Raw genomic sequence first — 22,806 nt, 5'->3', positions numbered from 1 at the left:
GAAAACGTCGCGGATGGGACAATAGGCAGTAAATGAAGGCGCGGGTGTCGCAAACGGCAGGATAAAAATTTGCCTGGCCGCGGCCAGGCAACAGGAAAACGCTATTGGTGCGAGTGACGATCCGGGAACGTCATATCCTGGTAGCGGATAAAGCGCGTGCCGCGGCTCAGCTTATAGCCCAGCCAGATCAGCAAAAACAGCGGAATACCGATATAGGTGGCGGCCACGCCGTACCAGTCGATCTTATCCGCCAGAAACGCCTGATAGTTTTGACCCAGCGTGATGATCAGGCACAGGATAAAGGCAAAAATCGGCCCCAGCGGGAAGAAGCCTGAACGATACGGCAGTTCCTTCAGATCGTGCCCCTGGCGGACATAACCGCGGCGGAAACGATAATGGCTGATGGATATGCCGAGCCAGGCGATAAAGCCGGTCATCCCCGAGGTATTGAGCAACCACAGGTAGACGGTCTGGTTGCCGAAGCGCGAAGTAAGAAAGCACAGGCCGGCGACAATGGTAGTGGCGTACAGCGCGTTGCGCGGCACTCCTCCGCGCGATAGCCTGGCGAACATACGCGGCGCTTTCCCCTCGCTCGCCAGCATAAACAGCATACGGGTCGAGGCGTACATACCGGAGTTGCCGGCCGACAGCACCGCGGTCAGGATCACCGCGTTCATCACCGCCGCCGCCGACAGCAGCCCGGCGTTACGGAACACCAGGGTGAACGGGCTGACGCTGACATCCTTGATGTCATTGCGCAGCAGGCTGGGATCGGTATAAGGAATAATCAGGCTGATGATCAGGATAGCCAGAATATAGAACAGCAGAATACGCCAGAACACCTGACGCACCGCGCGCGGAATATTTTTGCCCGGATCCTGCGATTCGCCGGCCGCCACGCCGATCAGTTCCGTACCCTGAAAGGAGAAACCGACGATCATCGCCACGCCGATCATGGCGGAGAACCCGCCGGCGAACGGCGCGTCGCCAATCTGCCAGTTATGCCAGCCGGCGTTTTCCGCGCCCTTCAGGATGCCGATAATCATCAGAATGCCGATAATGATAAACACCACCACCGTGCTGACTTTGATCAGAGCGAACCAGTATTCGGCCTCACCAAATCCCTTCACGGAAATATAGTTAAGCAAAAACATCAGCGCGAGGAACAGCGCGCTCCATATCCAGCCGGCCACGTCCGGAAACCAGTACTCCATCAGCAGCTGCGCCGCCACCAGTTCGACGGCAATCGTCACCGCCCAGTTGTACCAGTAGTTCCAGCCCAGCGCGAAGCCGAAACCTTCTTCCACATAGCGCGAACCGTAGGTGGAGAACGAGCCGGAAACCGGCATATAGGCGGCCAGTTCGCCCAGGCTGGTCATCAGGAAATACACCATCAGGCCAATCAGGGCATAGGATAATAATGCCCCGCCGGGACCGGCCTGAGAGACGGTGGCGCCGGAAGCCACGAAGAGCCCCGTGCCGATTGAACCGCCGATGGCGATCATCGTTAAATGCCGCGCTTTTAGTTCACGGCGAAGAGAAACATTTTCCCCTGTCGGGGACGGAATATCTTGCTGAGCCATTCGAATCCTGCATGCTCTGACGAAAATGAGGGCGGATTGTAACAAATAGCCACTGGCCGATTGACCTGGAACGCCCAATTATAAGAGAGCTTCATAATTCACCCGCGATCATTAGCTGAATTATTCACGCAGGGTCATCAGATGCTCTCTACGCAGTAATTCAAAAAGCGCTGCAGCACCGCTGAAATGTGTTTCTGCCGATGATGGATCAGATACAGCGTCCGGGTCAGCGGCGGCAGCGGAACCTGCAGTTCGATCAGCGTGCCCGCCTCCAGCTGTTCGGCGATCACCCAGCGCGACAGACAGCTGATGCCCAAACCGTAACGCACCGCGTGTTTAATCGCCTCGGAATTGCCCAGTTCCATCACCAAATGGATCGGCGGCAGACGCGTCAGCAGCAGATGATCCAGCACTTCGCGCGTGCCGGAACCGCTCTCGCGCAAAATCCACGAGGTCTTCGCCAGATCGTCCAGCGTTACCGGTTGCCGGGCCAGCGGGTGATCGGGCGCGGCAAACACGACCAGTTCATCCTCCAGCCAGGGCTGCGTGCTGAGTTCGGGCTGATGGCAGGGCCCCTCGATCAGCCCCAGGTCCGCGCGAAATTCGGAGACCAGCGTGATAACGTCCAGCGTATTGCCGACGTGCAGTTCCAGCGGCGCCGTCGGGAAATCCTGGCGATAGCGGGAAATCATCAGCGGCAGCAGATAATTGCCGATGGTGCTGCTGGCGCAGATGCGCAGCGCGCCGTTTTCACGGCGAAATAACTGCTCAATTTCCTGTGACTGTTCCAACAGCGCCAGCGCCTTTGGATAGAGCAGACGGCCGTGCTCATTGACGACCAGCCGTTTTCCCACCCGGTCAAATAACTGAACGCTGAGCTGATTTTCCAAATCGGCCAGCGCCGCGCTGACGGCCGACTGCGAAAGCGCCAGCACAACGGATGCCTGTGTAGTCGATCCGCTTTTCAGAACCTCAGTAAAAACTTCAATTTGTCGCAGAGTAATGTGCATAACGGACTCTTATCATTAATATCTATAGGTTATAAGCATATAATAAATTTATCTTTTAAATCTCATAGCTGTAGTCTGGCCAATACTTGCAGAGTCAGAAGCAGTATGAGGTTTATATGTCTGAATCAATTCCGGCCTTACGGCCTCAGGGTGCCGGAAGGCTACGTTACCCGCAAATTACTCCCGGGCTAATCTTCACGGGGTGTATCTCGCTGTGCGCGATTGAGGCAGGAAAAATGCCAGGCGTTGCCGCGTGGGGAGCAGGCACGTTGACGCTCGCTATCGTGGCAGGGATCATTATCGGCAATACGCTGTATCCATGGCTACATTCACGCTGTGATCCGGGTGTGCAATGGGCAAAACAATATTTATTACGTCTGGGCATTATATTGTACGGTTTCCAGATTAGTTTCCAGGAAATAATGGATATCGGTCTGTCCGGCCTGATTATTGGGTTACTGACATTAACCTCCACCCTGCTGCTGGCAGGATTGCTGGGCAGAAAAGTATTTAAACTCGATCGACAAACGTGGTTACTGATCGGTGCGGGCAGCAGTATTTGCGGCGCGGCGGCGGTTCTTGCCACCGCGCCTGTGGTCAAAGCATCATCCGATAAAATAGCCGTCGCCGTTTCCACCGTCGTCATTTTCGGCACCGCGGCAATGTTTCTTTATCCAGCCATCTATCGACTGGATTTATATTATAGCGGATCATTTTTTAACCCGCAGACTTTCGGGGTTTATCTTGGCTCGACCACGCACGAAGTCGCACAGGTCGTCGCGGCGGGCCACGCCATTGGCCCGCTGACCGAAAGCACCGCCGTTATCGCGAAAATGCTGCGCGTCATGATGCTGGCCCCGTTCCTGCTAATCCTGTCGTTTTGCCTGCGCAAAGACCGCCGGATCGACGACGACCGGCAGCCTCGACGGTTCGCCGTCGTTCCGTGGTTTGCGCTGCTGTTTATCGCGGCCACCGCGCTTAACTCATGGCACCTGCTGCCGCGCGAGGCGGTGCACGAACTGAACCTGCTGGACACCTGGCTGCTGGCGATGGCGATGTGCGCCATGGGCCTGACCACCCGACTCAGCGCGATCCACCATGCCGGCGCGCGACCGCTGCTGCTGGGACTGCTGCTGTTTATCTGGCTGATCGCCGGCGGCGGCGCCATCAACCTGGCCGTACAATACGGATTGTCCTGATCTCCCGACGGCGCCGTTCTTGCGCCGTCAGTGTTTTTTGCCGCCATACTGGCGGCGCTGACGGAAAATAATGTCATAATGCGCGCCAACCAGAGGAGAAACGCATGAAGTTTGTAGGCGCACACGTGAGCGCGGCGGGCGGCGTCGACCAGGCCGTCGTCCGGGCCCATCAACTGGAAGCCACCGCTTTTGCCCTGTTTACCAAAAACCAACGTCAGTGGCAGGCGGCCCCGCTGAGTACCGCCACCATCGAGCTGTTCCGGCTGGCGTGCGAACGCTATGGCTACACAGCGGCGCAGATTTTACCGCACGACAGCTATCTGATTAACCTGGGCCATCCCGACGCCGAGGCGCTGGCGAAATCGCGCGCCGCGTTTATTGATGAAATGCAGCGCTGTCGGCAGTTGGGGCTAAGCCTGCTTAACTTTCATCCCGGCAGCCATCTGCGGCAAATCGATGAAGCGACCTGTCTGGCGCGCATCGCCGAATCGATCAACATTGCGCTCGACAAAACCGCCGGCGTGACCGCGGTGATCGAAAACACCGCCGGTCAGGGCAGCAATCTGGGGTTTCGCTTTGAACAGCTGGCCGCCATCATCGACGGCGTGGAAGATAAGAGCCGGGTCGGCGTCTGTATCGACACCTGTCACGCCTTCGCCGGCGGTTACGATCTGCGCACCGAAGCCGACTGCGACGCCACCTTCGGCGAGCTGGAGCGCGTGGTGGGGCTGCGCTATCTGCGCGGCATGCACCTGAACGATGCGAAAAGCGAATTCAATAGCCGCGTGGACCGCCACCATAGTCTGGGACTGGGCAATATCGGCAAAACCGTATTTCGCTACATTATGCGCGACGCGCGCTTTGACGGTATTCCGCTGATTCTGGAAACCGTCAACCCGGATATCTGGCCGCAGGAAATCGCCTGGCTCAAGGCGCAGCAGTAAAGCGGCCATCCGGCGCCGCGAACCTCACCGGCGGACAGACAGCAAAAAGCCGCCTTCATAGCAGACGACTTTGACACGGCCCCCTAAACGGGGGCTTAAACACTATTCCGCCAACCCCGGTCGCATTTGCCTTTCTGCTTTTGCTTTCGCTATCGTGCCCTGATACCTGGCATATCTGCGAATTACCGCTTCGCCAGCAGTGCTCTCCCCACAATTTTTTCTTTTTCAGACAGGGGAATTTTGCGACCGGCCTTATCGCTGTTCGTTTTTTCACAAACCCCATCAGGTCTGAAACACTCAGGCCCGGCGTTTACCACCAAAGGCAAATGCGCTATCTGCACATTTAGTTCTGCGACTAGTTCTGCGACCATGCATTTCTTCATATGCATATTGCAATAAACACAGAGGATTCGGTCCGGCTCTTTTCCGGGATTGCCCTTAAGGATGTTGTGTCTGTACTTCGGTGTCCAGACGAGATGATACCGACAGCGATAGAATAGGCGTGAAACGGATTCATGCCTGCTCACGCTATTTACTCCTTTGATTTGCTGGTAACAAACCGGGGCAGTATTTAGCATGAGCATCCTACGGCCCCAGCCCCACAGGGGCGATCGCCACCGCCCTGGGCGGTGGTTTAAGCGTGATAAAAAAAGCCCCGGCGGATACGCCCGCCGGGGCTTGTCGTTTTAACCAAATAGCAGTTTAACGCGGGTCATCCATTAGATTAGGCAACTTTCGCCACGACCTCGTCCGGCCGTTTCAGGAAGGCGTACAGCACGCCCGATACCACGGTACCGGCCAGAATCGCCACCAGATAACCGACGACCGGGGTAATCGCGCCGGGGATCAGCAGCACAAACAGCCCGCCGTGCGGCGCCATCAGGCTCGCGCCCACCGCCATCGAGATCGCGCCGGTCAGCGCGCCGCCGAGGATACAGCAGGGCAGAACACGCATCGGGTCACGTGCGGCATAAGGAATCGCCCCTTCGGAAATAAAGCACAGCCCCAGGATCAGTGCGGCCTTACCCCCTTCCCGTTCCGTGGTGTTGAACTTATTACGCGCCAGGAACGTCGCCAGCCCCATCGCCAGCGGCGGCACCATCCCGCCCGCCATCACGGCGGCCATCGGTCCATAGATCTGGCTGCTGAGCAGGGTCGTCCCGAAAACGTAGGCTACTTTGTTAACCGGCCCGCCCATATCGGTACACATCATACCGCCCAGGATAGCGCCAAGGATCACCGCATTTGCCGTTCCCATCGATTGCAGCCAGTGGGTCAAACCGATCAGGATCTGGGCTACCGGCGTGCCGATGCCGTAGACCATGATCAGCCCCATCAGCAACGTCGCTAATAGAGGAATAATCAAAATCGGTTTCAGCGCCGACATACTCTGCGGTAATTGAATATACTTATTAATCGCTCTGGCAATATAGCCCGCCAGAAAACCGGCGATGATCCCGCCGAGGAAGCCTGCCCCCATGGCATTGGCCAGCACGCCGCCCACCAGGCCCGGCGCCAGGCCGGGGCGATCGGCGATAGAGAACGCGATATAACCGGCCAGTACCGGAACCATCAACGTAAAGGCCGCGTCGCCGATCGTTTTCAGCGCGGCGGCCAGCGTCCCCTGAACCTTAAAGGCTTCGATACCGAACATAAACGACAGCGCGATACACAACCCGCCGGCCACAACGACAGGCAGCATGTAGGACACGCCGGTCAACAGGTGGCTGTAAGGACCGGTGCCGCCTTTTTTAGGCTGACCGGCCGCCTCGGCGCTGCCTTTTTGTCCGCCGGGTTGATAAACCGTCGCTTCGGCCAGCGCCTTATCCAGTTCCTGCGCCGTTTTCTTCAGCGCCAGCCCCGTAGAGGTGCGGTACATTTTCTTGCCGGCGAACTTGCTCAGATCGACTTCGATATCCGCCGCGACAATCACCACATCGGCCTGCTCAACTTCTTCCGGCGAAATCGGGTTGCCGGCGCCGACCGAACCGCGCGTCTCAACTTTCACCCACCAGCCGCGTTTCTTCGCTTCCGTTTCGATCGCTTCGGCGGCCATAAAGGTATGCGCCACGCCGGTCGGACAGGCGGTCACCGCCACAATGCGCGTGGGGCCCGACGCCGGCGCGTCTGCCGACGCAACAGGCGGTTGATAAGGCTGAGCCTCGCTCTTCGCCTGATTCAGGAAGGCTTCCGGCTCGGCCAGCGCCTGGGCGATATCGCCCCTGAACAGCGGTTTGCCGTTCAGCGCGCTATCGGCCGGCGCCGCGGCGCCGAGTACGATCACCAGTTCGGCGTCCTGAACCTGTTCGGTCGGCGTCAGGCCGGCCCTGGCCGCGGTCGCACTGAGAATACGTTTCGCCAGATAGCTTTGCGCCTGACCGATTGATTTATCTGTTATCAGCAGCGTTTTCATCATCCATCTCCTGCTGTTAGTTAAAAGGTTTCAGATCGACACGCGCCATCATTGCAGCCAGCTGTGGACGATCGGAAATGCCGACATTACTCTGACTAACCGCCAGGGCAGAAACTGCCGTAGCCAGACGCAGCGTGTGTTCGCTGGATTCACGCATTAACAAGCCGTAAATCAGCCCCCCTACCATTGAATCGCCAGCTCCGACGGTACTGACCACCTCACATACCGGAGGCTTGGCCAGCCATGCGCCCGAGGCGTTAACCCACAGCGCGCCTTCCGCCCCCATCGAAATCACCACGTGCGCAATTCCCTGTTCACGCAGGGCGTGCGCCGCATCCACCACATCTTCCAGCGTCGGCAGTTTGCGGCCGGCCCAGATTTCCAGTTCGCGGCGGTTAGGTTTAACCAGCCACGGCGAGGCTTTCAGCCCCGCCACCAGCGCCTCGCGGCTGCTGTCGAAAATAATGCACGGGCAATGAGTGCGCAGACGCGACATCCAGTCGGTAAAGGCATCGGGATCGACGCCCGCCGGCAGGCTGCCGCTCACGGCCACCATGTCGAATTGCCCCAGCCAACTCAGCGAATCATTGACGAAACGCTGCCAGTCCTGCGGCGTTACGTTGAAACCGGAAAAATTCAAATCCGTTACGTCGCCGTCGCTTTCCGTCAGTTTGACGTTAATCCGGGTACGGCCCGGCACCACCTGAAAGCGGTTGGCGATGCCCAGTTCGCTGAACAGCTGCTGAAAGCCGTCCTGGTTATCTTTGCCCAGAAATCCGCCGACGGTGACATCAATGCCCAGATCCTTCAGCACCTTCGCGACATTAATGCCTTTCCCGGCGGCGTGCAGACCCGCGGTCTGCACAAGGTTGACTTCTCCGCGCTCAATCTGCGGGCAGTAGCCCACCAGATCGTAAGCCGGATTCAGCGTAATTGTTGCGACTCTTCTGCTCATGCTGCCCCCTCGCCCAGACCAGAATTAATAGCTTCACCAATGGCCTGCAGCGCCTGTTCGGCATCGCTGCCGCTGGCGGAGAAACGTAAGCGATGGCCCTTTTTGACGCCCAGCGCGACCACCTTCATCAGACTGCGCCCGTTGGCCGGTTTGCCGCTGCCGTCCAGGTTGGTCACGGTGATTTCGCTGGAGAATTTCTTGATAACGTTAACCAGCATCGTACCGGGACGCGCATGCAGACCATGTTCGTTGCGGATAGTAAACTCCGCGGTCAGCGCATCGCTCTCTTCCGGCACCTCGCTGGTCAGTAAAGCCAGCAGCGTAGCCGCATCCGCCTTCAGCAGACGTTCAGCTTTTTGCGCCAGCAATAAATCGCCGAGGTAATTCAGCAACGCCTGCGGCTGTTCATCCGCCACTGCGACGGTCAGCAACAGCGCCACCGTCTGCCCATCCGCGCTGAAAGGCGCGGCCGGACGGCTTACCGCGGCGGCGCTGGCCAGATTGCCCGTCACGCTGTCGTTCAGCCAGATGCCCTGGCCGAGATTCAGCGGTTTGCGCGCCACGCACTGGCTGACAAAATCGGCGTCCACCGCGCCGGCCTGTTCCAGCTTGCCGGCGTTCAGCGCCTGCAGCGTGATCAGACTGTCGGTGGCCACATCCAGGCTAATCAGCGACGTATCGAAACGGAACTCAGCCGCCTGTTGCTCACCCATCAGCAAACTGCGCAGCTCTTCGGCCGACGTGGTCGAAGCCAGGCGCGCCGTCACGCTGTCATCGCTGAGAACGTGCGTTAACTGACGCAGCAGCGCCAGATGTTCATCCGAGCGAGCGGCGATGCCCAACACGACATAGGCCTTCTGGCCTTCTCCCCACTCCACGCCCTGCGGGAACTGGAATACCTGGACGCCCGTTTTCAGCACCAGGTCGCGCGTATCGGTCGTCCCGTGCGGAATAGCGATACCATTACCCAGCCAGGTGGAAGTTTGCTGCTCACGCTGCATCATGCCATCAACGTAAGCGGCGCTGACACAGCCAGCGGCGGTCAAGGCTGAAGCGACCTGCTTAATTGCCTCTTCCTTGTTGCCGGCACTGGCGCCTAAATGAATATCTTGCTGTGACAACTGGAACATAACGCTCCTCTCCTGCTGAAATTGAATCGTTTCAGCTTTGATGAGAAAAAAAGAGTGAACCGACTAAGACGTTTCGCACGAACGTCGCTGAAACGTTTCAAAAAGTCTCTTGCTATTACGTCATTTATGCAAGCATTCTTCATTGCGGTATAACGAATTTTTGACCTTACGCACATTTTTCCCGGTATCAGGCTGAACATCTTCGGCACAGAGCGCCGTCTGCTGAACAAGTGCTGAAGCAAAAGCGCGGGATAGATATTTTAGGCTAAACCAAACCGGCGTAGAATATCGCGTCCCTGAGTTCTCCCTCACCCATTCTGATTGATTATAGCCAAACATGCATACACCGGTTCCGATCATTCGCCGCCTGCCCGATCTCACCTCGTCGGCATTTTTAATCATTGCATTTATGTCCGGGATCGCCGGGGCGCTGCAGACGCCGACGCTCAGCCTGTTTCTTTCCACCGAGGTGCAGGCGCGGCCGATTATGGTCGGCCTGTTCTACACCGGCAGCGCGGTAATCGGCATTCTGGTCAGCCAGTTCCTCGCCGGCCGCTCCGATCGTCAGGGCGACCGCAAAACGCTGATTCTGCAGTGCTGTCTGCTCGGCGCGCTGGCCTGTCTTCTGTTCGCCTGGAACCGTAACTACTTCATTCTGCTGTTTATCGGCGTGCTGCTGTCCAGCTTCGGCGCCACCGCCAACCCGCAGTTATTTGCGCTGGCGCGCGAATACGCCGACAGCGCCGGGCGCGAGTCGACCATGTTCAGCTCGGTGATGCGCGCCCAGATTTCGCTCTCCTGGGTAATCGGCCCGCCCATCGCCTTCGCCCTGGCGCTCGGCTTTGGTTTTCCGGCCATGTATCTGGCCGCCACGCTGGTGTTTATCGTCTGCGGCCTGCTGGGCTGGTTTTTCCTGCCGTCGATGCCGAAATCGGCGCCAAAAACCGGCGCCGCGCTTGAGGCGCCACGCACTAACCGGCGCGACACGCTGTTGTTATTCGGCGCCTGCACGTTAATGTGGACCTGTAACGGCATTTATCTGATCAACATGCCGCTGTATCTGATCAATGAACTGCATCTGGAGGAAAAGCTGGCCGGCGTGCTGATGGGCGCCGCCGCCGGACTGGAGATCCCGGTGATGTTGCTGGCCGGCTATGTCGCCGGCCGCTGCGGCAAACGCGTGTTGATGCGCGCGGCGGTGATCGCGGGCCTGCTGTTTTATCTCGGCCTGCTGCTGGTCGACCATCCGTTAACGCTGATTCTGCTCCAGTTGCTCAATGCGATCTTCATCGGCATCCTGGCCGGCATCGGGATGCTGTATTTCCAGGATCTGATGCCCGGCCAGGCCGGCGCCGCCACGACGTTGTTTACCAATACGACCCGCGTCGGCTGGATTATTTCCGGCTCGCTGGCCGGCGCGGTGGCGGAAATCTGGGGTTACTACGCCGTGTTTTTCATCGCGCTGGCCATGCTGGCCGGCGCCGGCTACTGCATGTGGCGTATAAAAGAAGCCTGAGACGTCAGGGCGCGGTCAGCCTCTCCAGTCGGGTCAGATAGATCAAGGCCTCATCGCGCTGCGAACGACACATCTCGCGCGTTGGCCGCAGGCTGCGACACACCGCCGGGCGCAGCGGCGAGCCGAACAGGCCGCAACGCATCTGCGCATCCAGATGCGGACAAGGCACGCCGGCGGGTTTGCCCTCCGGCATGCCCGGCAGCGGACTGGAGATCGACGGGGCGATACAGCAGGCTCCACACAGCGCGCGACATTCCATCAACCTCTTCTCCTGGACGATGGCCGCCAGCGGCCGGATAACCCGCCGCCGGCGCGCCATTCATGTCGCGCGCTGCAGGCCTGGTCGGCGCGGCGCAATCGCGCCGCCACGGATAAAATTCGCTCTACCATAACAGGCCGTCAGGCGCCGGCGAACCGTTTTGTGCAGCGCCGGACCGTTTTTCAACGCGGCCGGCAAACGGCGCCGGGACGCCGCGACGCAACGGGCGAAATCTTCGCCGCCGAACGCGAATTCCTGCTTGCCTGAACGACGCGGCGCGAGTAACGTGTCGCGACAAAAATCCTTTTTTCGACAGGTAGTCCCTTCATGGCAAGAGCAAACGAAATCAAACGCGGCATGGCCGTTAACTACAACGGCAAGCTGTTGCTGGTCAAGGATATTGATATCCAGAGCCCAAGCGCCCGCGGCGCCAGCACGCTGTATAAAATGCGCTTTTCCGATGTACGCACCGGGCTGAAAGTGGAAGAGCGTTTTAAAGGCGATGATATCCTCGATACCATTACCCTCACCCGCCGTACCGTAACGTTCTCCTATATCGACGGCGACGAGTATGTGTTTATGGATGATGAAGACTATACGCCCTACAATTTCAAAAAAGAGCAGATCGAGGACGAGCTGCTGTTTATTCCTGAAGGCGGCATGCCCGGCATTCAGGTCCTGACGATGGACGGCCAGATCCTGGCGCTGGAACTGCCGCAGACCGTCGATCTGGAAATTGTCGATACGGCGCCCGGCATCAAAGGGGCTTCGGCCAGCGCGCGCAACAAACCGGCCACCATGAGCACCGGGTTGGTTATTCAGGTGCCGGAATATCTGAGCGCCGGCGAAAAAATTCGTATTCATATCGCGGAACGCCGCTATATGGGCCGCGCGGAATAACCGCGCCGCGCCGCAGACAAAGCGGGGATGAACCGCCGCCGGCTTCACCCCGCTCGCCACGCCCTATTCCCGCTTCCGCCCGCCGCCCTGCGTTCACACATCCAATCGCATTGAGGTCTTTCTATGCTGACTAAAGTTAACCTGATTACCGGATTTCTCGGCAGTGGCAAAACCACCACCATTCGCCATCTGCTGACGCAAAAACCGCAGCATGAGCAGTGGGCCGTGCTGGTCAATGAGTTTGGCGACATTGGCATCGACGGCGCGCTGCTGTCCGACAGCGGCGCGTTGCTGAAGGAGATCCCAGGCGGCTGCATGTGCTGCGTCAACGGGCTGCCGATGCAGATCGGACTCAATATGCTGCTGCAGCAGCAAAAACCGCACCGGCTGCTGATCGAACCGACCGGGCTCGGACACCCGAAGCAAATTCTCGCCATGCTGACCGGCGAAGCCTACCGCCCCTGGCTGGAACTGCAGGCCACGCTATGCCTGCTCGATCCGCGCCAGCTGAGCGATGAACGCCATACGCAAAATGAAAATTTCCGCGATCAGCTGGCGGCGGCCGATATAATTATCGCGAATAAACAGGATCGCGGGCAGCCGGCTGACCGCGCCGCGCTGCAGCTGTGGCAGCGACGACAGGCCGACGGCCGCCCGGTGATCGTCGCCAGCCACGGCGCGATCGATATCGGCCTGCTCGACAGCCCGCGCCGCAACGAACGCCCGCTGCCCGACGCCAGTCACCACCCTCATTCGCATCCACAGCACGGACTGGCCGCCCTTCACCTGCCGCAAGGGCAATCGTGGCGCCGCTCGCTCAACGATGGTCAGGGGTACTACGCCTGCGGCTGGGTATTTACTGCGGAAACCTTGTTTGACACGGCCCGCCTGCTCGATTGGGTACGCCTGTCGCCGGTCGAACGGATCAAGGGCGTGATGCGTATTCAGGAAGGCGCATTAATCATTAACCGTCAGGGACAGGATCTGCGCATTGAGACGCGTCCGGTTGCGCCGCCCGACAGTCGGATCGAGTTAATCAGCGAGCGGCGTGAAGAGTGGAATAGCCTGCAGAGCGCGCTGTTAAAGTCTCGTTTAAGCGGGATGTGATACAACAGGATGCAGAATTTAGCTCTGTGCAAGAACCGTCATTATGCAACGAAAAAACCTGTTTTATATTATTGTGCTTAACGCACTGGGTCTGGCGCTGTTTCTGTCATGGTACTGGCAACAACGGCACGGTTTCTGGTTCGCGCTGGACAGCCAGATTTTCCGCTACTTCAACCAGCATCTGCTCAGCAGCCCGTCGTTTCTGCGTCTGGTGGCGATCACCAACAATCGCGCGTTCGACGGCTGCGCGCTGTTGTCTATGGGTCTGATCTATCTGCGCTTTTATCTGCGCGCCGCGCCGCCGGAACGGCGCCGGCTGCTGCTGATCGGCGTCACGATGCTGCTCTGCGGTACGGTGCTGAATCAGCTGGGCCATTTACTGCCGGTGAAACACACCAGCCCGACGCTGTTCTTTGAGCACGTCAACCGCGTCGGCCAACTGACCGGCATCCCCACCAAAGATGCCTCAAGCGACAGCTTCCCGGGCGACCACGGCATGATGCTGATGGTTTTCGCCGCCTTTATGCTGCGCTACTTTACCCGCGGCGCCTTTCTGCTCGGCGTACTGATTGTTATCGTCTTTTCGCTGCCGCGCCTGATGATCGGCGCCCACTGGTTTACCGATATCGCCGTCGGCTCGCTATCGGTGGTGCTGGTTGGACTGAGCTGGTGTTTACTGACGCCGCTCAGCGATAAATTGATTAACTGGCTCGACCGGAAACTGCCCGGAAAATACCGCGCCGGCGGGACTGATTAGTATTTCTGTTATATTATCCGCCTGCCGATTATCCGCATTGTTGACCGCCCAGCGGTCAGCCGCGGAATTAGCGCGGCAGCGATAAAACTGTATCCAGATATGTCATTCCCTTTCCATTGCCATATTTCTGCTGATTACATAACCAAATCTTATAGACAAGCGTTTAAAATCACTCGCAATCTTCAGTTTATTACGGTAACCTCGGAAAAGTTTGCCTACCCCAGCAGCAACAATCTGATAATGAGACGGAATTTGTGTGCTTTGTGACACATTTCTGAAACCTGGTCATTGTACTGCCGGCCGGCACTGGTTATACCCAATAGGTTTTAAATTTCAGAAAGGCGACAGCGAGCGCAGCTGAAAAATGTTGGGTATGGTCGACTCTCGTTTCGTTTGGCAATTACTGCATAGCGATATTCATCGTTAAGGACTTCAAGGGAAAATCACTATAATGGTCAAATCTCAACCGATCCTGAGATATATCTGGCGGGCGATCCCTGCCGTTGCGGCGGCAATTATGCTTTCCGCCTGTAGCAGCAACAACGCAGTTAATTCACAGAATTCCCAAACTGAGATGCATGCGGTTAATGATAAAAACGGGCTTTTACTGCAAGCCTCTCAGGATGAGTTTGAAGCGATGGTGCGTAACGTGGATATTAAATCCAGGTTACTTGAACAATATGCCAGCTGGAAAGGCGTGCGTTACCGTTTAGGCGGCGACAGCAAACGCGGCATCGACTGTTCCGCTTTCGTTCAGCGTACTTTTCGCGATCAATTCGGCATGGATTTGCCGCGCTCGACCTACGAACAGCAGGAAGTGGGTAAGAAAATCCAGCGCGCCGGCCTGCGTCCGGGCGATTTAGTTCTGTTCCGGGCGGGTTCCACCGGTCGCCATGTCGGCATCTATCTCGGTAATCAGCAATTTGTGCATGCCTCCACCAGTTCAGGCGTCATGATCTCCAACCTGGACGAAGCCTACTGGAAAAAACGTTACCATGAAGCGCGTCGGATTCTGAGCAAGGGTGAACATAGCTGATTTGTCCTTCCCCTGCAGAACAGCATTGCCGAACGAAACAAAAAACGCCGCCTGACCAGACGGCGTTTTTTTATCTCTGCACTACACTCTGACACTGAACAATTCGAATTGCAGGGCAAAACGTTATCGTTTTGAACAGCGCAACGCGTTGTCCTCTATGGACGCTATGGACGAGGCGGATTAATCCCGAAGCTGCCTGGAGCGGGTTTGAACGCCGCTGGCGGCGGCCGCGCGATAAAGAAACCAGAGGATGGACCGGTCACAAACGCCAACGCTTACGCGCCCGAAATATGGCGAGTCTATATCAATATTTTCATTACGTTCCATCGCGTTTCAACCGCTGATTATTCCAGGACAAGCGTGCGCATTCATGATAAAAGAGGATATCCGTCTTTATGACACCAAAATGACATGAAGATGAACAATTTCAGGAGCGTACGCTAATCCGCTTTATTGCAGGAGTAAGACGTCAAGATGTTTCAGCGAATAGCGATCGCGGTGTTACTTTGTACACTGCATTTCGGCCTGCAGGCCGAAGACCGTCAACAGGGTTTCTCGTTCGCCCTGCTGGGGGAGCCCAAATACGCGCAGGGATTTCAGCATTTCGACTACGTTAATCCCGACGCGCCGCGCGGCGGCGCCATCACGCTCAGCGCTATCGGCACCTATGACAACTTCAACCGCTATTCCATGCGCGGCTCGCCTGCGGCCCGCACCGAGCGCATGTATGATTCGCTGTTCACCGCGTCGGAAGACGAACCCGCCAGCTACTATCCGCTGGTCGCCGAATCCGCCCGCTATCCGGCCGACTACCGCTGGATTGAAATTACCCTCAATCCCGATGCAAGCTTCCACGACGGCACGCCGATTCTGGCCTCCGACGTCGCCTTTACCTTCACTAAGTTTATGACCGAGGGCGTGCCGCAGTTCCGGCTGTACTATAAAGGCACCACGGTTAAAGCGATTGCGCCGCGCACGGTGCGCATTGAGCTGCCAAAACCGGATAAGGACCAGCTGTTAAGCCTGTTTACTCTGCCCATTATGCCGGAAAAGTTTTGGCGTCAGCACAAACTGAACGAACCGCTGGCTTTCCCGCCGCCGGGTAGCGGCCCTTACCGCATCACCGCTTACCGCATGGGTCAATATGTTACCTGGTCGCGGGTTAAGGACTATTGGGGCGCCGACCTGCCGGTTAACCGCGGGCGCTTCAATTTCGACCAGATCCGCTACGACTATTATCTGGACGATAACGTCGCGCTGGAGGCGTTTAAAGCCGGCGCCTACGATTTCCGCATGGAGAGTTCGCCCAAACACTGGGCCACTCAGTATCAGGGCGGCAATTTTGCGCGTGGTTTTATCGTCCGTCAGGACTGGGCCAATCAGTCGGCGCAGGATACGCGCTGGCTGGCTTTCAACATTAAGCGCCCGTTGTTCGCCGACCGCCGGGTGCGCCAGGCGCTGTCGCTGCTGTTTGATTTTAACTGGATGAACAAGGCGCTTTATTATCAGTCCTGGCAGCGCACCGACAGCTACTTTCAGAATACCGACTACGCGGCGCGCGGCGAACCGGACGCCGCCGAACGCGCCTGGCTGACGCCGCTGGCCGATCAGATCCCGCCGGAAGTCTTCGGCCCCGCCCTGCGGCCCGCCGTCTCCGACGGCTCGGGCTATAATCGCGATCATCTGCTGCAGGCGCTGGAAATGCTGCGTCAGGCCGGCTGGGAGTTGAAGAATCAGCAACTGGTCAATCGCCAGACCGGCAAACCCTTTACTTTCGAACTGCTGTTGCTCAGCGGCTCAAATTCCCAGTACGTCCTGCCGTTCCAGCACAACCTGCGGCGTCTGGGCATCAACATGACGCTGCGCGAGGTGGACAGCTCGCAGTTTATTAACCGGGTGCGCAGCCGCGATTTCGATATGATCCCGACCGTCTACAGCGCCTTCGAGTACCCCAATCCGGACCTGCAAATCTTCTGGAGCTCACAGTATATCGATTCCAGCTATAATCGCTCCGGCGTGCAGGATCCGGCCATCGACCGGCTGATCGAACTGATTGTGCAGCATCAGGGCCAACCAGAGGCGCTGCTGTCGCTGGGACGCGCGCTCGATCGCGTATTGACGTGGAACCAGTTTATGATCCCAATGTGGTACTCGAACCATGACCGTTTCGCCTACTGGGACAAATTTTCCATGCCCGCCTCGCGCCCGAGCCGTTCGCTGGGCGTTGACGGCTGGTGGTATGACGCCGGCAAGGCCGCCAGACTGCCGGCAGCGCGCCGCTAAGGAGTAGAGGGTGGGAACTTATCTGTTACGCCGGCTTTTACTGGTCATCCCCACGCTGTGGGCCATCATTACGATTAATTTCTTCATTGTTCAGGTGGCGCCCGGCGGGCCGGTCGATCAGGCGATCGCCGCGATCGAACTGGGGCACGGCAGCGGCTTCACCGGCGGCGGCGACAGCGCGATGGCGCGCATGGGCGGCAACCTCAACCCGGCGCATGGCGGCAGCTATCGCGGTTCGCGCGGGCTGGACCCGGAGGTTATCGAAGAGATCACCCGACGCTATGGCTTCGATAAGCCGCTGCATGAGCGTTATTTCAGCCTGCTGTGGAACTATGTTCGTTTCGATTTCGGCGACAGCCTGTTCCGCGGCGCCTCGGTGATGCAGCTGATTAAAGAGAGTATGCCGGTATCGATCAGCCTCGGCCTCTGGAGCACGCTGATTGTGTATCTGGTTTCGATTCCGCTCGGCATTAAGAAGGCGGTGAGAAACGGCACGCCGTTCGACACCTGGAGCAGTACGCTGATCATCGTCGGCTATGCCATTCCAGCCTTTCTGTTCGCCATCCTGCTGATTGTGCTATTCGCCGGCGGCAGCTATCTCGACTGGTTCCCGCTGCGCGGCCTGGTGTCCAGCAATTTCGATACGCTGCCCTGGTACGGCAAGATCACCGATTATCTGTGGCACATCGCGCTGCCGGTACTGGCCTCGGTGATCGGCGGCTTCGCCACGCTGACCATGTTGACTAAAAATTCCTTTATGGATGAGATCCGCAAACAATATGTCATCACCGCCCGCGCCAAAGGGCTGGATGAAAATAAAATCCTCTATCGCCACGTATTCCGCAACGCGATGCTGCTGGTGATCGCCGGCTTTCCCGCCACCTTCATCAGTATGTTCTTCACCGGATCTCTGCTGATTGAAGTGATGTTTTCCCTGAACGGACTGGGGCTGCTGGGCTACGACGCCACGCTGCAGCGCGACTACCCGGTGATGTTCGGCACGCTGTATATCTTCACCCTGATAGGTCTGCTGCTGAATATCGTCAGCGACATTACCTACACGCTGGTTGACCCGCGTATCGACTTCGAGGGACGCCAATGAGCCGTTTAAGCCCAATCAATCAGGCGCGCTGGGCGCGCTTCAAAAATAATCGTCGCGGCTACTGGTCGCTGTGGCTTTTCCTGCTGCTGTTTATCATCAGCCTGGGCGCCGAACTGATCGCCAACGACAAGCCGCTGATTGTGCGCTACGACGGACATCTCTACGCGCCGGCTCTGGTCAACTACACGGAAACCGACTTCGGCGGACAGCTGGCGACCGCCGCCGATTACCGCGATCCCTGGCTGTCCCAGCAGCTGGCGCGACACGGCTGGATGCTGTGGCCGCCGGTCCGCTTCAGCTACGCCACCATCAATTACGCCACCGATACGCCGTTTCCGTCGGCGCCGAATCGCCATAACTGGCTCGGTACCGACAGTCAGGGCCGGGATGTGGTGGCTCAGGTGCTGTACGGCTTTCGTATTTCGCTGCTGTTCGGCCTGGCGCTGACGCTGTTTTCCAGCCTGATCGGCATCACCGTAGGCGCCACTCAGGGCTATTACGGCGGCTGGTTCGATCTGTGGGGTCAGCGCTTTATCGAAGTGTGGTCCGGCATGCCCACGCTGTTTCTGATTATCTTGCTTTCCAGCGTACTCCAGCCCGATTTTTGGTGGCTATTGGCCATCACCGTACTGTTCGGCTGGATGAGTCTGGTCGGCGTGGTGCGCGCCGAATTCCTGCGCACGCGCAACTTTGACTACATCCGCGCCGCCCAGGCGATGGGCGTCAGCGATCGCGTCATCATGTATCGCTGCATGTTGCCCAACGCGATGGTCGCCACCCTTACCTATCTGCCGTTTATTTTATGCGGCTCCATCACGACGCTGACCTCGCTGGATTTCCTCGGCTTCGGTCTGCCGCTCGGTTCGCCGTCGCTCGGTACGCTGCTGCTGGAAGGGAAAAACAACCTGCAGGCGCCGTGGCTCGGCATCACTGTGTTCGTGGTGCTGGCGCTGGTGCTGTCGCTACTCATTTTTATCGGCGAAGCGGTTCGCGACGCCTTTGATCCCAGTAAGGCGCATTAATATGTCCGCTACCCCTTTATTGCAAATACAGGATCTGAGCATCGCCTTTCAGCGCGGCGACGAGCAACGGCGCGTGGTGGACAACCTGTCGCTGTCCATCGACGCCGGCGAAACGCTGGCGCTGGTGGGGGAATCCGGTTCGGGCAAGAGTGTGAGCGCGCTGTCGGTGCTGCGCCTGCTGCCCTCTCCGCCGGTGGTTTATCCGCAGGGCGACATTCTGTTTAACGGTAAGACGCTGCTGCATGCGGATGAAAACACGCTGCGTCAGGTGCGCGGTAATCGCATCGCGATGATTTTTCAGGAACCGATGGTGTCGCTCAATCCGCTGCAAAATATCGAAAAACAGCTGGCCGAAGTGCTAAGCCTGCACCGCGGCATGCGGCATGAGGCGGCGCGCGGGGAGATCATCGATTGCCTGGAACGGGTGGGTATCCGCCAGGCCCGCGAACGGCTGACGTCGTTTCCGCACCAGTTATCCGGCGGCGAACGCCAGCGGGTGATGATCGCCATGGCGCTGCTGACTCAGCCGGACCTGCTGATCGCCGATGAGCCGACCACCGCGCTGGATGTGACGGTTCAGGCCCAGATCCTCCAGCTGCTGGCCGAACTGAAACAGGAACTGGGCATGAGTCTGCTGTTCATCACCCACAACCTGAATATCGTGCGCCGGCTGGCGGATAACGTCGCGGTGATGAACAACGGGCGCTGCGTGGAGCAAAACCGCTGCGCCGCGCTGTTTGCCGCGCCTCAGCATCCTTACACCCGACAGCTGCTGGACTCCGAGCCACGCGGCGAGGCGTTGCCGCTGCCGGCGGATGCGGCGCCGCTGCTGCGCGTCGAGCGGCTGCAGGTCTCTTTTGCGGTTAAACGCGGCCTGCTGCAGCGCACCGTGGCGCAAAAAACAGTGGTTAACGCGCTCTCCTTTACCCTGCGGCGCGGCGAAAGCCTTGGTCTGGTGGGCGAATCCGGCTCCGGCAAAAGCACCACCGGGCTGGCGCTGTTGCGGCTGCTGCGCGCCGGCGGCGAGATCTGGTTCGACGAGCAGCCGCTGCACCAATTTAACCGAAGGCAGATGCTGCCGATGCGCAGACGGATACAGGTGGTTTTTCAGGATCCCAATTCCGCGCTCAATCCGCGTCTCAACGCGGAGCAGATTATCGCCGAAGGGCTGGAGGTGCATCAAAAGCTTAGCGCCGCGCGGCGGGAACAGAAGGTAATGGAAGCCATGCGCGAGGTCGGGCTGGATCCGGATACCCGCCATCGCTACCCGGCCGAATTTTCCGGCGGCCAGCGCCAGCGCATCGCCATTGCCAGGGCGCTGATTCTGCAACCTGAACTACTGATCCTGGATGAACCGACGTCGTCGCTCGACCGCACCGTACAGGCGCAGATTCTGGTGCTGCTGAAGACGCTGCAGCAAAAACATCAGCTGGCGTATCTGTTTATCAGCCACGATCTGAGTCTGGTGCGCGCGCTCTGCCATCAGGTTATTGTGTTGCGCAATGGCGAAGTGGTCGAACAGGGCGAGTGTCGGCAGGTATTTAACCAGCCGCAACAGGAATACACCCGGCAGTTGCTGCAGCTGGCTTAGCGCATGCTGCCGGCAGCGTGGAATCAGAAGGGATAATGGGCGGAAACGGACTCCGCGATCGCCACGCCGGCATTCTTCAACCGGCACAGCACGGTGCATTCATCGTGGCGCTGCAGGAACAGACAGGGCTCCCCTTCCCATTCCACCACCGCGCACTGAATCTGCATTTCCTCCAGAGACTGGGTCAATTGGCGCATGATCAGCCATGCCTCATCCCCCTCGTGGCTCAACAGCTTAAAACCAACGAGATTATTCTCTTCTTCTCTGCCGTTCAGCGGAATCGGTTCAACTTTTACACCAGCGAAGCCCGATAACCAACGATAAGTTTGCGGCAAACGGTGCACGACCGAAAGTTGGATGTTATTCACTAGCTGCGATTCCCCGGGTTATACTTATTTTCACAAAATTATAACATAGTGATACATCTTATCACGCTCCACGCCCGCTCCGGCGAAGACTTTCCTCACGCGATTAACATATTTATTGCTACTATTAGCTAAAAAAGACGTTTTTTATCGCGCCCGGCCGCCGGCGGTAGAAACTTATGCGCGTGCGATCACACAAATGAGCTATGCCTATATATGTAACCCTTTACATTGTTCATCTCAACTATTTTTTCCCACATCGATTACCTTTTTGTTGATATTTTTACAAAAAGAAAACAAACAACCAAACGCCGCTTTATTTTGAGCGGAAAAACGAAGATCGGGGACGAAGAAGCGGCCGGCGACAGACCACGACGGCCTGTCGCCGCATAGCGCGACGCTAGCGCTGCCGCGAGGCGTACAGATAGAAAGCAAAGGCGGCGATGGAGCATAAGGCCATCGAAATGACCATTGGCCAGGCGCTATGGGCTGGCGCCAGCGAGAGCACCGTACCGATCAGCGCGCCCAGGCCAAAACGCAGCGTGCCGGTTAATGACGAGGCGGTGCCGGCCATATGGGGAAAACCATCGAGGATCACCGCCATGGCGTTCGAGGTAACCATGGCGATACAGCCGACAAACATCGCCACGCCGGCGACCAGCAGCGGGAAGCCCAAATCGAAAGCGCAGACCAGCAACAGCATAATACCCATGCACAACTGGATCCCCAGCCCCAGCCGGAACATATTCAGCGCGCCGAAACGCCGCACCGTCCGGCTATTGATCAGCGTTATCAGGAACAGACAAACCACGTTGATGGCGAAGTAATAGCCGAAGTTCTGCGGCGAAACGCCGTGCAGATCGATATAGACGAAAGGCCCGGCGCTCAGAAACGAAAACATGCCGGAGAAGGAAAACCCGCCGGCCAGCATATAGCAGAACACCGGCCGGTGGCGAAACAGCGTACCGAAATTGCCCAGCGTGGTGCGCAGGTTAAAGCGCTGGCGTTTCTCCACCGGCAGCGTTTCCTTGATCATCCGATGCACCAGCAGCGTCGCCAGCAGCGCCAGAGCCGCGATCAGCCAGAATATGGCATGCCAGCTAAACGCGATCAGCATCCAGCCGCCGAGAACGGGCGCGGCAAGCGGCGCCACCGTCATCACCAGCACCACAAACGACATCATGCGCGAAAGCTCATCGCGGGAAAACATATCGCGCATCAGCGCATTAATCACCACGCTGGCCGCGGCGGCGGACAGGCCGTGCAAAAGACGCAGCCAAATCAGCTGTTCGACGTTCTGCGCCAGCGCGCAGGCCATCGCCGCCAGCGCGAAGATCAGGGTTCCGCCCATGATCACCGGCTTGCGGCCCAGGCTGTCCGCCATCGGCCCGTAGAACAGCTGACCGACGGCGAAACCCAGCATATAAGTGCTTAAGGTTAGCTGTACCCGCCCTGCCTCCACGGCGAACTCTTTGGCGATAACCGGCAGTGCCGGCAGATACATGTCGATCGCCAGCGGCATCAGCATGGATAGCAGACCGAGGACCAGAATCAGCCCCGCGGATGAGGAACGCGTTGATTGCACCAAAACTACTCCCGAAACTCGCGACGAGCGTTTTGCCCGGAGACCCGCG

Annotated in this window: 20 protein-coding genes and 1 pseudogene; 11 read left to right on the top strand and 10 right to left on the bottom strand. The window is 58.2% G+C overall.

Annotated features, from left to right (window positions below):
* Nucleotides 1-101 precede the first annotated feature (101 nt).
* Together FJU30_RS25000 and yieE are read right to left on the bottom strand one after the other, a co-directional pair.
* Entirely contained in the window at nt 102-1,583 is a 1,482-nt protein-coding gene (locus FJU30_RS25000) for an amino acid permease (RefSeq protein WP_150437671.1), read from the bottom strand.
* Between the two features lie 137 nt (nt 1,584-1,720).
* Nucleotides 1,721-2,593, bottom strand: a complete 873-nt coding sequence (gene yieE / locus FJU30_RS24995; protein WP_150437670.1) for a DNA-binding transcriptional regulator YeiE — start codon at nt 2,591-2,593, stop codon at nt 1,721-1,723.
* Nucleotides 2,594-2,709: 116 nt separating this feature from the next.
* On the opposite strand from yieE, the gene FJU30_RS24990 reads away from it, so the two are divergent.
* A complete protein-coding gene (locus FJU30_RS24990; RefSeq protein WP_150437669.1) occupies nt 2,710-3,792 on the top strand; it encodes a YeiH family protein in 1,083 nt (360 codons plus the stop codon).
* Nucleotides 3,793-3,896: 104 nt separating this feature from the next.
* Nucleotides 3,897-4,736, top strand: a complete 840-nt coding sequence (gene nfo / locus FJU30_RS24985) for a deoxyribonuclease IV (RefSeq protein ID WP_150437668.1) — start codon at nt 3,897-3,899, stop codon at nt 4,734-4,736.
* A gap of 102 nt (nt 4,737-4,838) precedes the next feature.
* On the opposite strand, the pseudogene tnpA reads toward nfo, so the two are convergent.
* From tnpA to FJU30_RS24960, 5 genes and pseudogenes are all read right to left on the bottom strand, one after another.
* A pseudogene (tnpA, locus tag FJU30_RS24980) lies at nt 4,839-5,263 on the bottom strand (IS200/IS605 family transposase).
* A 197-nt stretch (nt 5,264-5,460) separates the two neighbouring features.
* Entirely contained in the window at nt 5,461-7,149 is a 1,689-nt protein-coding gene (fruA, locus tag FJU30_RS24975) for a PTS fructose transporter subunit IIBC (protein WP_150437686.1), read from the bottom strand.
* A gap of 16 nt (nt 7,150-7,165) precedes the next feature.
* Nucleotides 7,166-8,104, bottom strand: a complete 939-nt coding sequence (fruK, locus tag FJU30_RS24970) for a 1-phosphofructokinase (protein ID WP_150437667.1) — start codon at nt 8,102-8,104, stop codon at nt 7,166-7,168.
* Complete coding sequence (gene fruB / locus FJU30_RS24965; protein ID WP_150437666.1) at nt 8,101-9,234, bottom strand: fused PTS fructose transporter subunit IIA/HPr protein; 1,134 nt, start codon at nt 9,232-9,234, stop codon at nt 8,101-8,103. Before fruB ends, fruK begins: the two co-directional genes overlap by 4 nt.
* 120 nt (nt 9,235-9,354) lie before the next feature.
* On the bottom strand, nt 9,355-9,573 hold the full coding sequence (locus FJU30_RS24960; protein ID WP_150437665.1) for a hypothetical protein: 219 nt from the start codon (nt 9,571-9,573) through the stop codon (nt 9,355-9,357).
* On the opposite strand from FJU30_RS24960, the gene FJU30_RS24955 reads away from it, so the two are divergent.
* Nucleotides 9,572-10,750 carry a sugar efflux transporter gene (locus tag FJU30_RS24955; protein WP_150437664.1) on the top strand — a complete coding sequence of 393 codons (1,179 nt, stop codon included), beginning with the start codon at nt 9,572-9,574 and terminating at the stop codon, nt 10,748-10,750. The two genes, FJU30_RS24960 and FJU30_RS24955, sit on opposite strands and share 2 nt — an antisense overlap.
* A gap of 4 nt (nt 10,751-10,754) precedes the next feature.
* Here FJU30_RS24955 and FJU30_RS24950 read toward each other — a convergent pair whose 3' ends face one another.
* On the bottom strand, nt 10,755-11,009 hold the full coding sequence (locus FJU30_RS24950; protein ID WP_150437663.1) for a YkgJ family cysteine cluster protein: 255 nt from the start codon (nt 11,007-11,009) through the stop codon (nt 10,755-10,757).
* 327 nt (nt 11,010-11,336) lie between these two features.
* Between FJU30_RS24950 and yeiP the strand changes: the two genes are divergently transcribed.
* From yeiP to yejF, 8 genes are all read left to right on the top strand, one after another.
* Nucleotides 11,337-11,909: an elongation factor P-like protein YeiP gene (gene yeiP / locus FJU30_RS24945; RefSeq protein WP_150437662.1), complete on the top strand. Its 573-nt coding sequence runs from the start codon at nt 11,337-11,339 to the stop codon at nt 11,907-11,909.
* Between the two features lie 123 nt (nt 11,910-12,032).
* Nucleotides 12,033-13,016, top strand: coding sequence for a CobW family GTP-binding protein (locus FJU30_RS24940; protein ID WP_150437661.1), 984 nt, complete (start codon nt 12,033-12,035; stop codon nt 13,014-13,016).
* A gap of 43 nt (nt 13,017-13,059) precedes the next feature.
* Nucleotides 13,060-13,773 carry a phosphatase PAP2 family protein gene (locus FJU30_RS24935; protein ID WP_150437660.1) on the top strand — a complete coding sequence of 238 codons (714 nt, stop codon included), beginning with the start codon at nt 13,060-13,062 and terminating at the stop codon, nt 13,771-13,773.
* Nucleotides 13,774-14,224: 451 nt separating this feature from the next.
* Complete coding sequence (mepS, locus tag FJU30_RS24930; RefSeq protein WP_150437659.1) at nt 14,225-14,809, top strand: bifunctional murein DD-endopeptidase/murein LD-carboxypeptidase; 585 nt, start codon at nt 14,225-14,227, stop codon at nt 14,807-14,809.
* A 474-nt stretch (nt 14,810-15,283) separates the two neighbouring features.
* Nucleotides 15,284-17,092 carry an extracellular solute-binding protein gene (locus FJU30_RS24925; protein WP_150437658.1) on the top strand — a complete coding sequence of 603 codons (1,809 nt, stop codon included), beginning with the start codon at nt 15,284-15,286 and terminating at the stop codon, nt 17,090-17,092.
* Nucleotides 17,093-17,102: 10 nt separating this feature from the next.
* Complete coding sequence (locus FJU30_RS24920; protein ID WP_150437657.1) at nt 17,103-18,194, top strand: microcin C ABC transporter permease YejB; 1,092 nt, start codon at nt 17,103-17,105, stop codon at nt 18,192-18,194.
* On the top strand, nt 18,191-19,216 hold the full coding sequence (locus FJU30_RS24915; RefSeq protein WP_150437656.1) for an ABC transporter permease: 1,026 nt from the start codon (nt 18,191-18,193) through the stop codon (nt 19,214-19,216). The genes FJU30_RS24920 and FJU30_RS24915 overlap by 4 nt, the downstream gene beginning before the upstream one ends.
* 1 nt (nt 19,217) lies before the next feature.
* Nucleotides 19,218-20,807 carry a microcin C ABC transporter ATP-binding protein YejF gene (yejF, locus tag FJU30_RS24910; protein WP_150437655.1) on the top strand — a complete coding sequence of 530 codons (1,590 nt, stop codon included), beginning with the start codon at nt 19,218-19,220 and terminating at the stop codon, nt 20,805-20,807.
* 23 nt (nt 20,808-20,830) lie between these two features.
* Here yejF and FJU30_RS24905 read toward each other — a convergent pair whose 3' ends face one another.
* Together FJU30_RS24905 and FJU30_RS24900 are read right to left on the bottom strand one after the other, a co-directional pair.
* Complete coding sequence (locus FJU30_RS24905; protein WP_150437654.1) at nt 20,831-21,175, bottom strand: YejG family protein; 345 nt, start codon at nt 21,173-21,175, stop codon at nt 20,831-20,833.
* A 397-nt stretch (nt 21,176-21,572) separates the two neighbouring features.
* The gene (locus tag FJU30_RS24900; protein ID WP_150437653.1) at nt 21,573-22,757 is read right to left on the bottom strand and encodes a Bcr/CflA family multidrug efflux MFS transporter; all 1,185 of its coding nucleotides are present in this window, start codon (nt 22,755-22,757) and stop codon (nt 21,573-21,575) included.
* Nucleotides 22,758-22,806 lie beyond the last annotated feature (49 nt).

Source organism: Affinibrenneria salicis (assembly GCF_008710095.1).
Note: the sequence above shows the minus strand (reverse complement) of the source record. Positions and strands in the feature narration are given on the sequence as shown.

Bases quoted from the DNA above. Each gene is read 5' to 3' on its own strand.
- yieE (WP_150437670.1), bottom strand. From the start codon at position 2,593: ATGCACATTACTCTGCGACAAATTGAAGTTTTTACTGAGGTTCTGAAA.
- fruA (WP_150437686.1), bottom strand. From the start codon at position 7,149: ATGAAAACGCTGCTGATAACAGATAAATCAATCGGTCAGGCGCAAAGC.
- FJU30_RS24925 (WP_150437658.1), top strand. From the start codon at position 15,284: ATGTTTCAGCGAATAGCGATCGCGGTGTTACTTTGTACACTGCATTTC.
- yeiP (WP_150437662.1), top strand. From the start codon at position 11,337: ATGGCAAGAGCAAACGAAATCAAACGCGGCATGGCCGTTAACTACAAC.
- fruB (WP_150437666.1), bottom strand. From the start codon at position 9,234: ATGTTCCAGTTGTCACAGCAAGATATTCATTTAGGCGCCAGTGCCGGC.
- FJU30_RS24955 (WP_150437664.1), top strand. From the start codon at position 9,572: ATGCATACACCGGTTCCGATCATTCGCCGCCTGCCCGATCTCACCTCG.
- FJU30_RS24935 (WP_150437660.1), top strand. From the start codon at position 13,060: ATGCAACGAAAAAACCTGTTTTATATTATTGTGCTTAACGCACTGGGT.
- FJU30_RS25000 (WP_150437671.1), bottom strand. From the start codon at position 1,583: ATGGCTCAGCAAGATATTCCGTCCCCGACAGGGGAAAATGTTTCTCTT.
- mepS (WP_150437659.1), top strand. From the start codon at position 14,225: ATGGTCAAATCTCAACCGATCCTGAGATATATCTGGCGGGCGATCCCT.
- yejF (WP_150437655.1), top strand. From the start codon at position 19,218: ATGTCCGCTACCCCTTTATTGCAAATACAGGATCTGAGCATCGCCTTT.
- fruK (WP_150437667.1), bottom strand. From the start codon at position 8,104: ATGAGCAGAAGAGTCGCAACAATTACGCTGAATCCGGCTTACGATCTG.
- nfo (WP_150437668.1), top strand. From the start codon at position 3,897: ATGAAGTTTGTAGGCGCACACGTGAGCGCGGCGGGCGGCGTCGACCAG.
- FJU30_RS24940 (WP_150437661.1), top strand. From the start codon at position 12,033: ATGCTGACTAAAGTTAACCTGATTACCGGATTTCTCGGCAGTGGCAAA.
- FJU30_RS24950 (WP_150437663.1), bottom strand. From the start codon at position 11,009: ATGGAATGTCGCGCGCTGTGTGGAGCCTGCTGTATCGCCCCGTCGATC.
- FJU30_RS24960 (WP_150437665.1), bottom strand. From the start codon at position 9,573: ATGTTTGGCTATAATCAATCAGAATGGGTGAGGGAGAACTCAGGGACG.
- FJU30_RS24915 (WP_150437656.1), top strand. From the start codon at position 18,191: ATGAGCCGTTTAAGCCCAATCAATCAGGCGCGCTGGGCGCGCTTCAAA.
- FJU30_RS24990 (WP_150437669.1), top strand. From the start codon at position 2,710: ATGTCTGAATCAATTCCGGCCTTACGGCCTCAGGGTGCCGGAAGGCTA.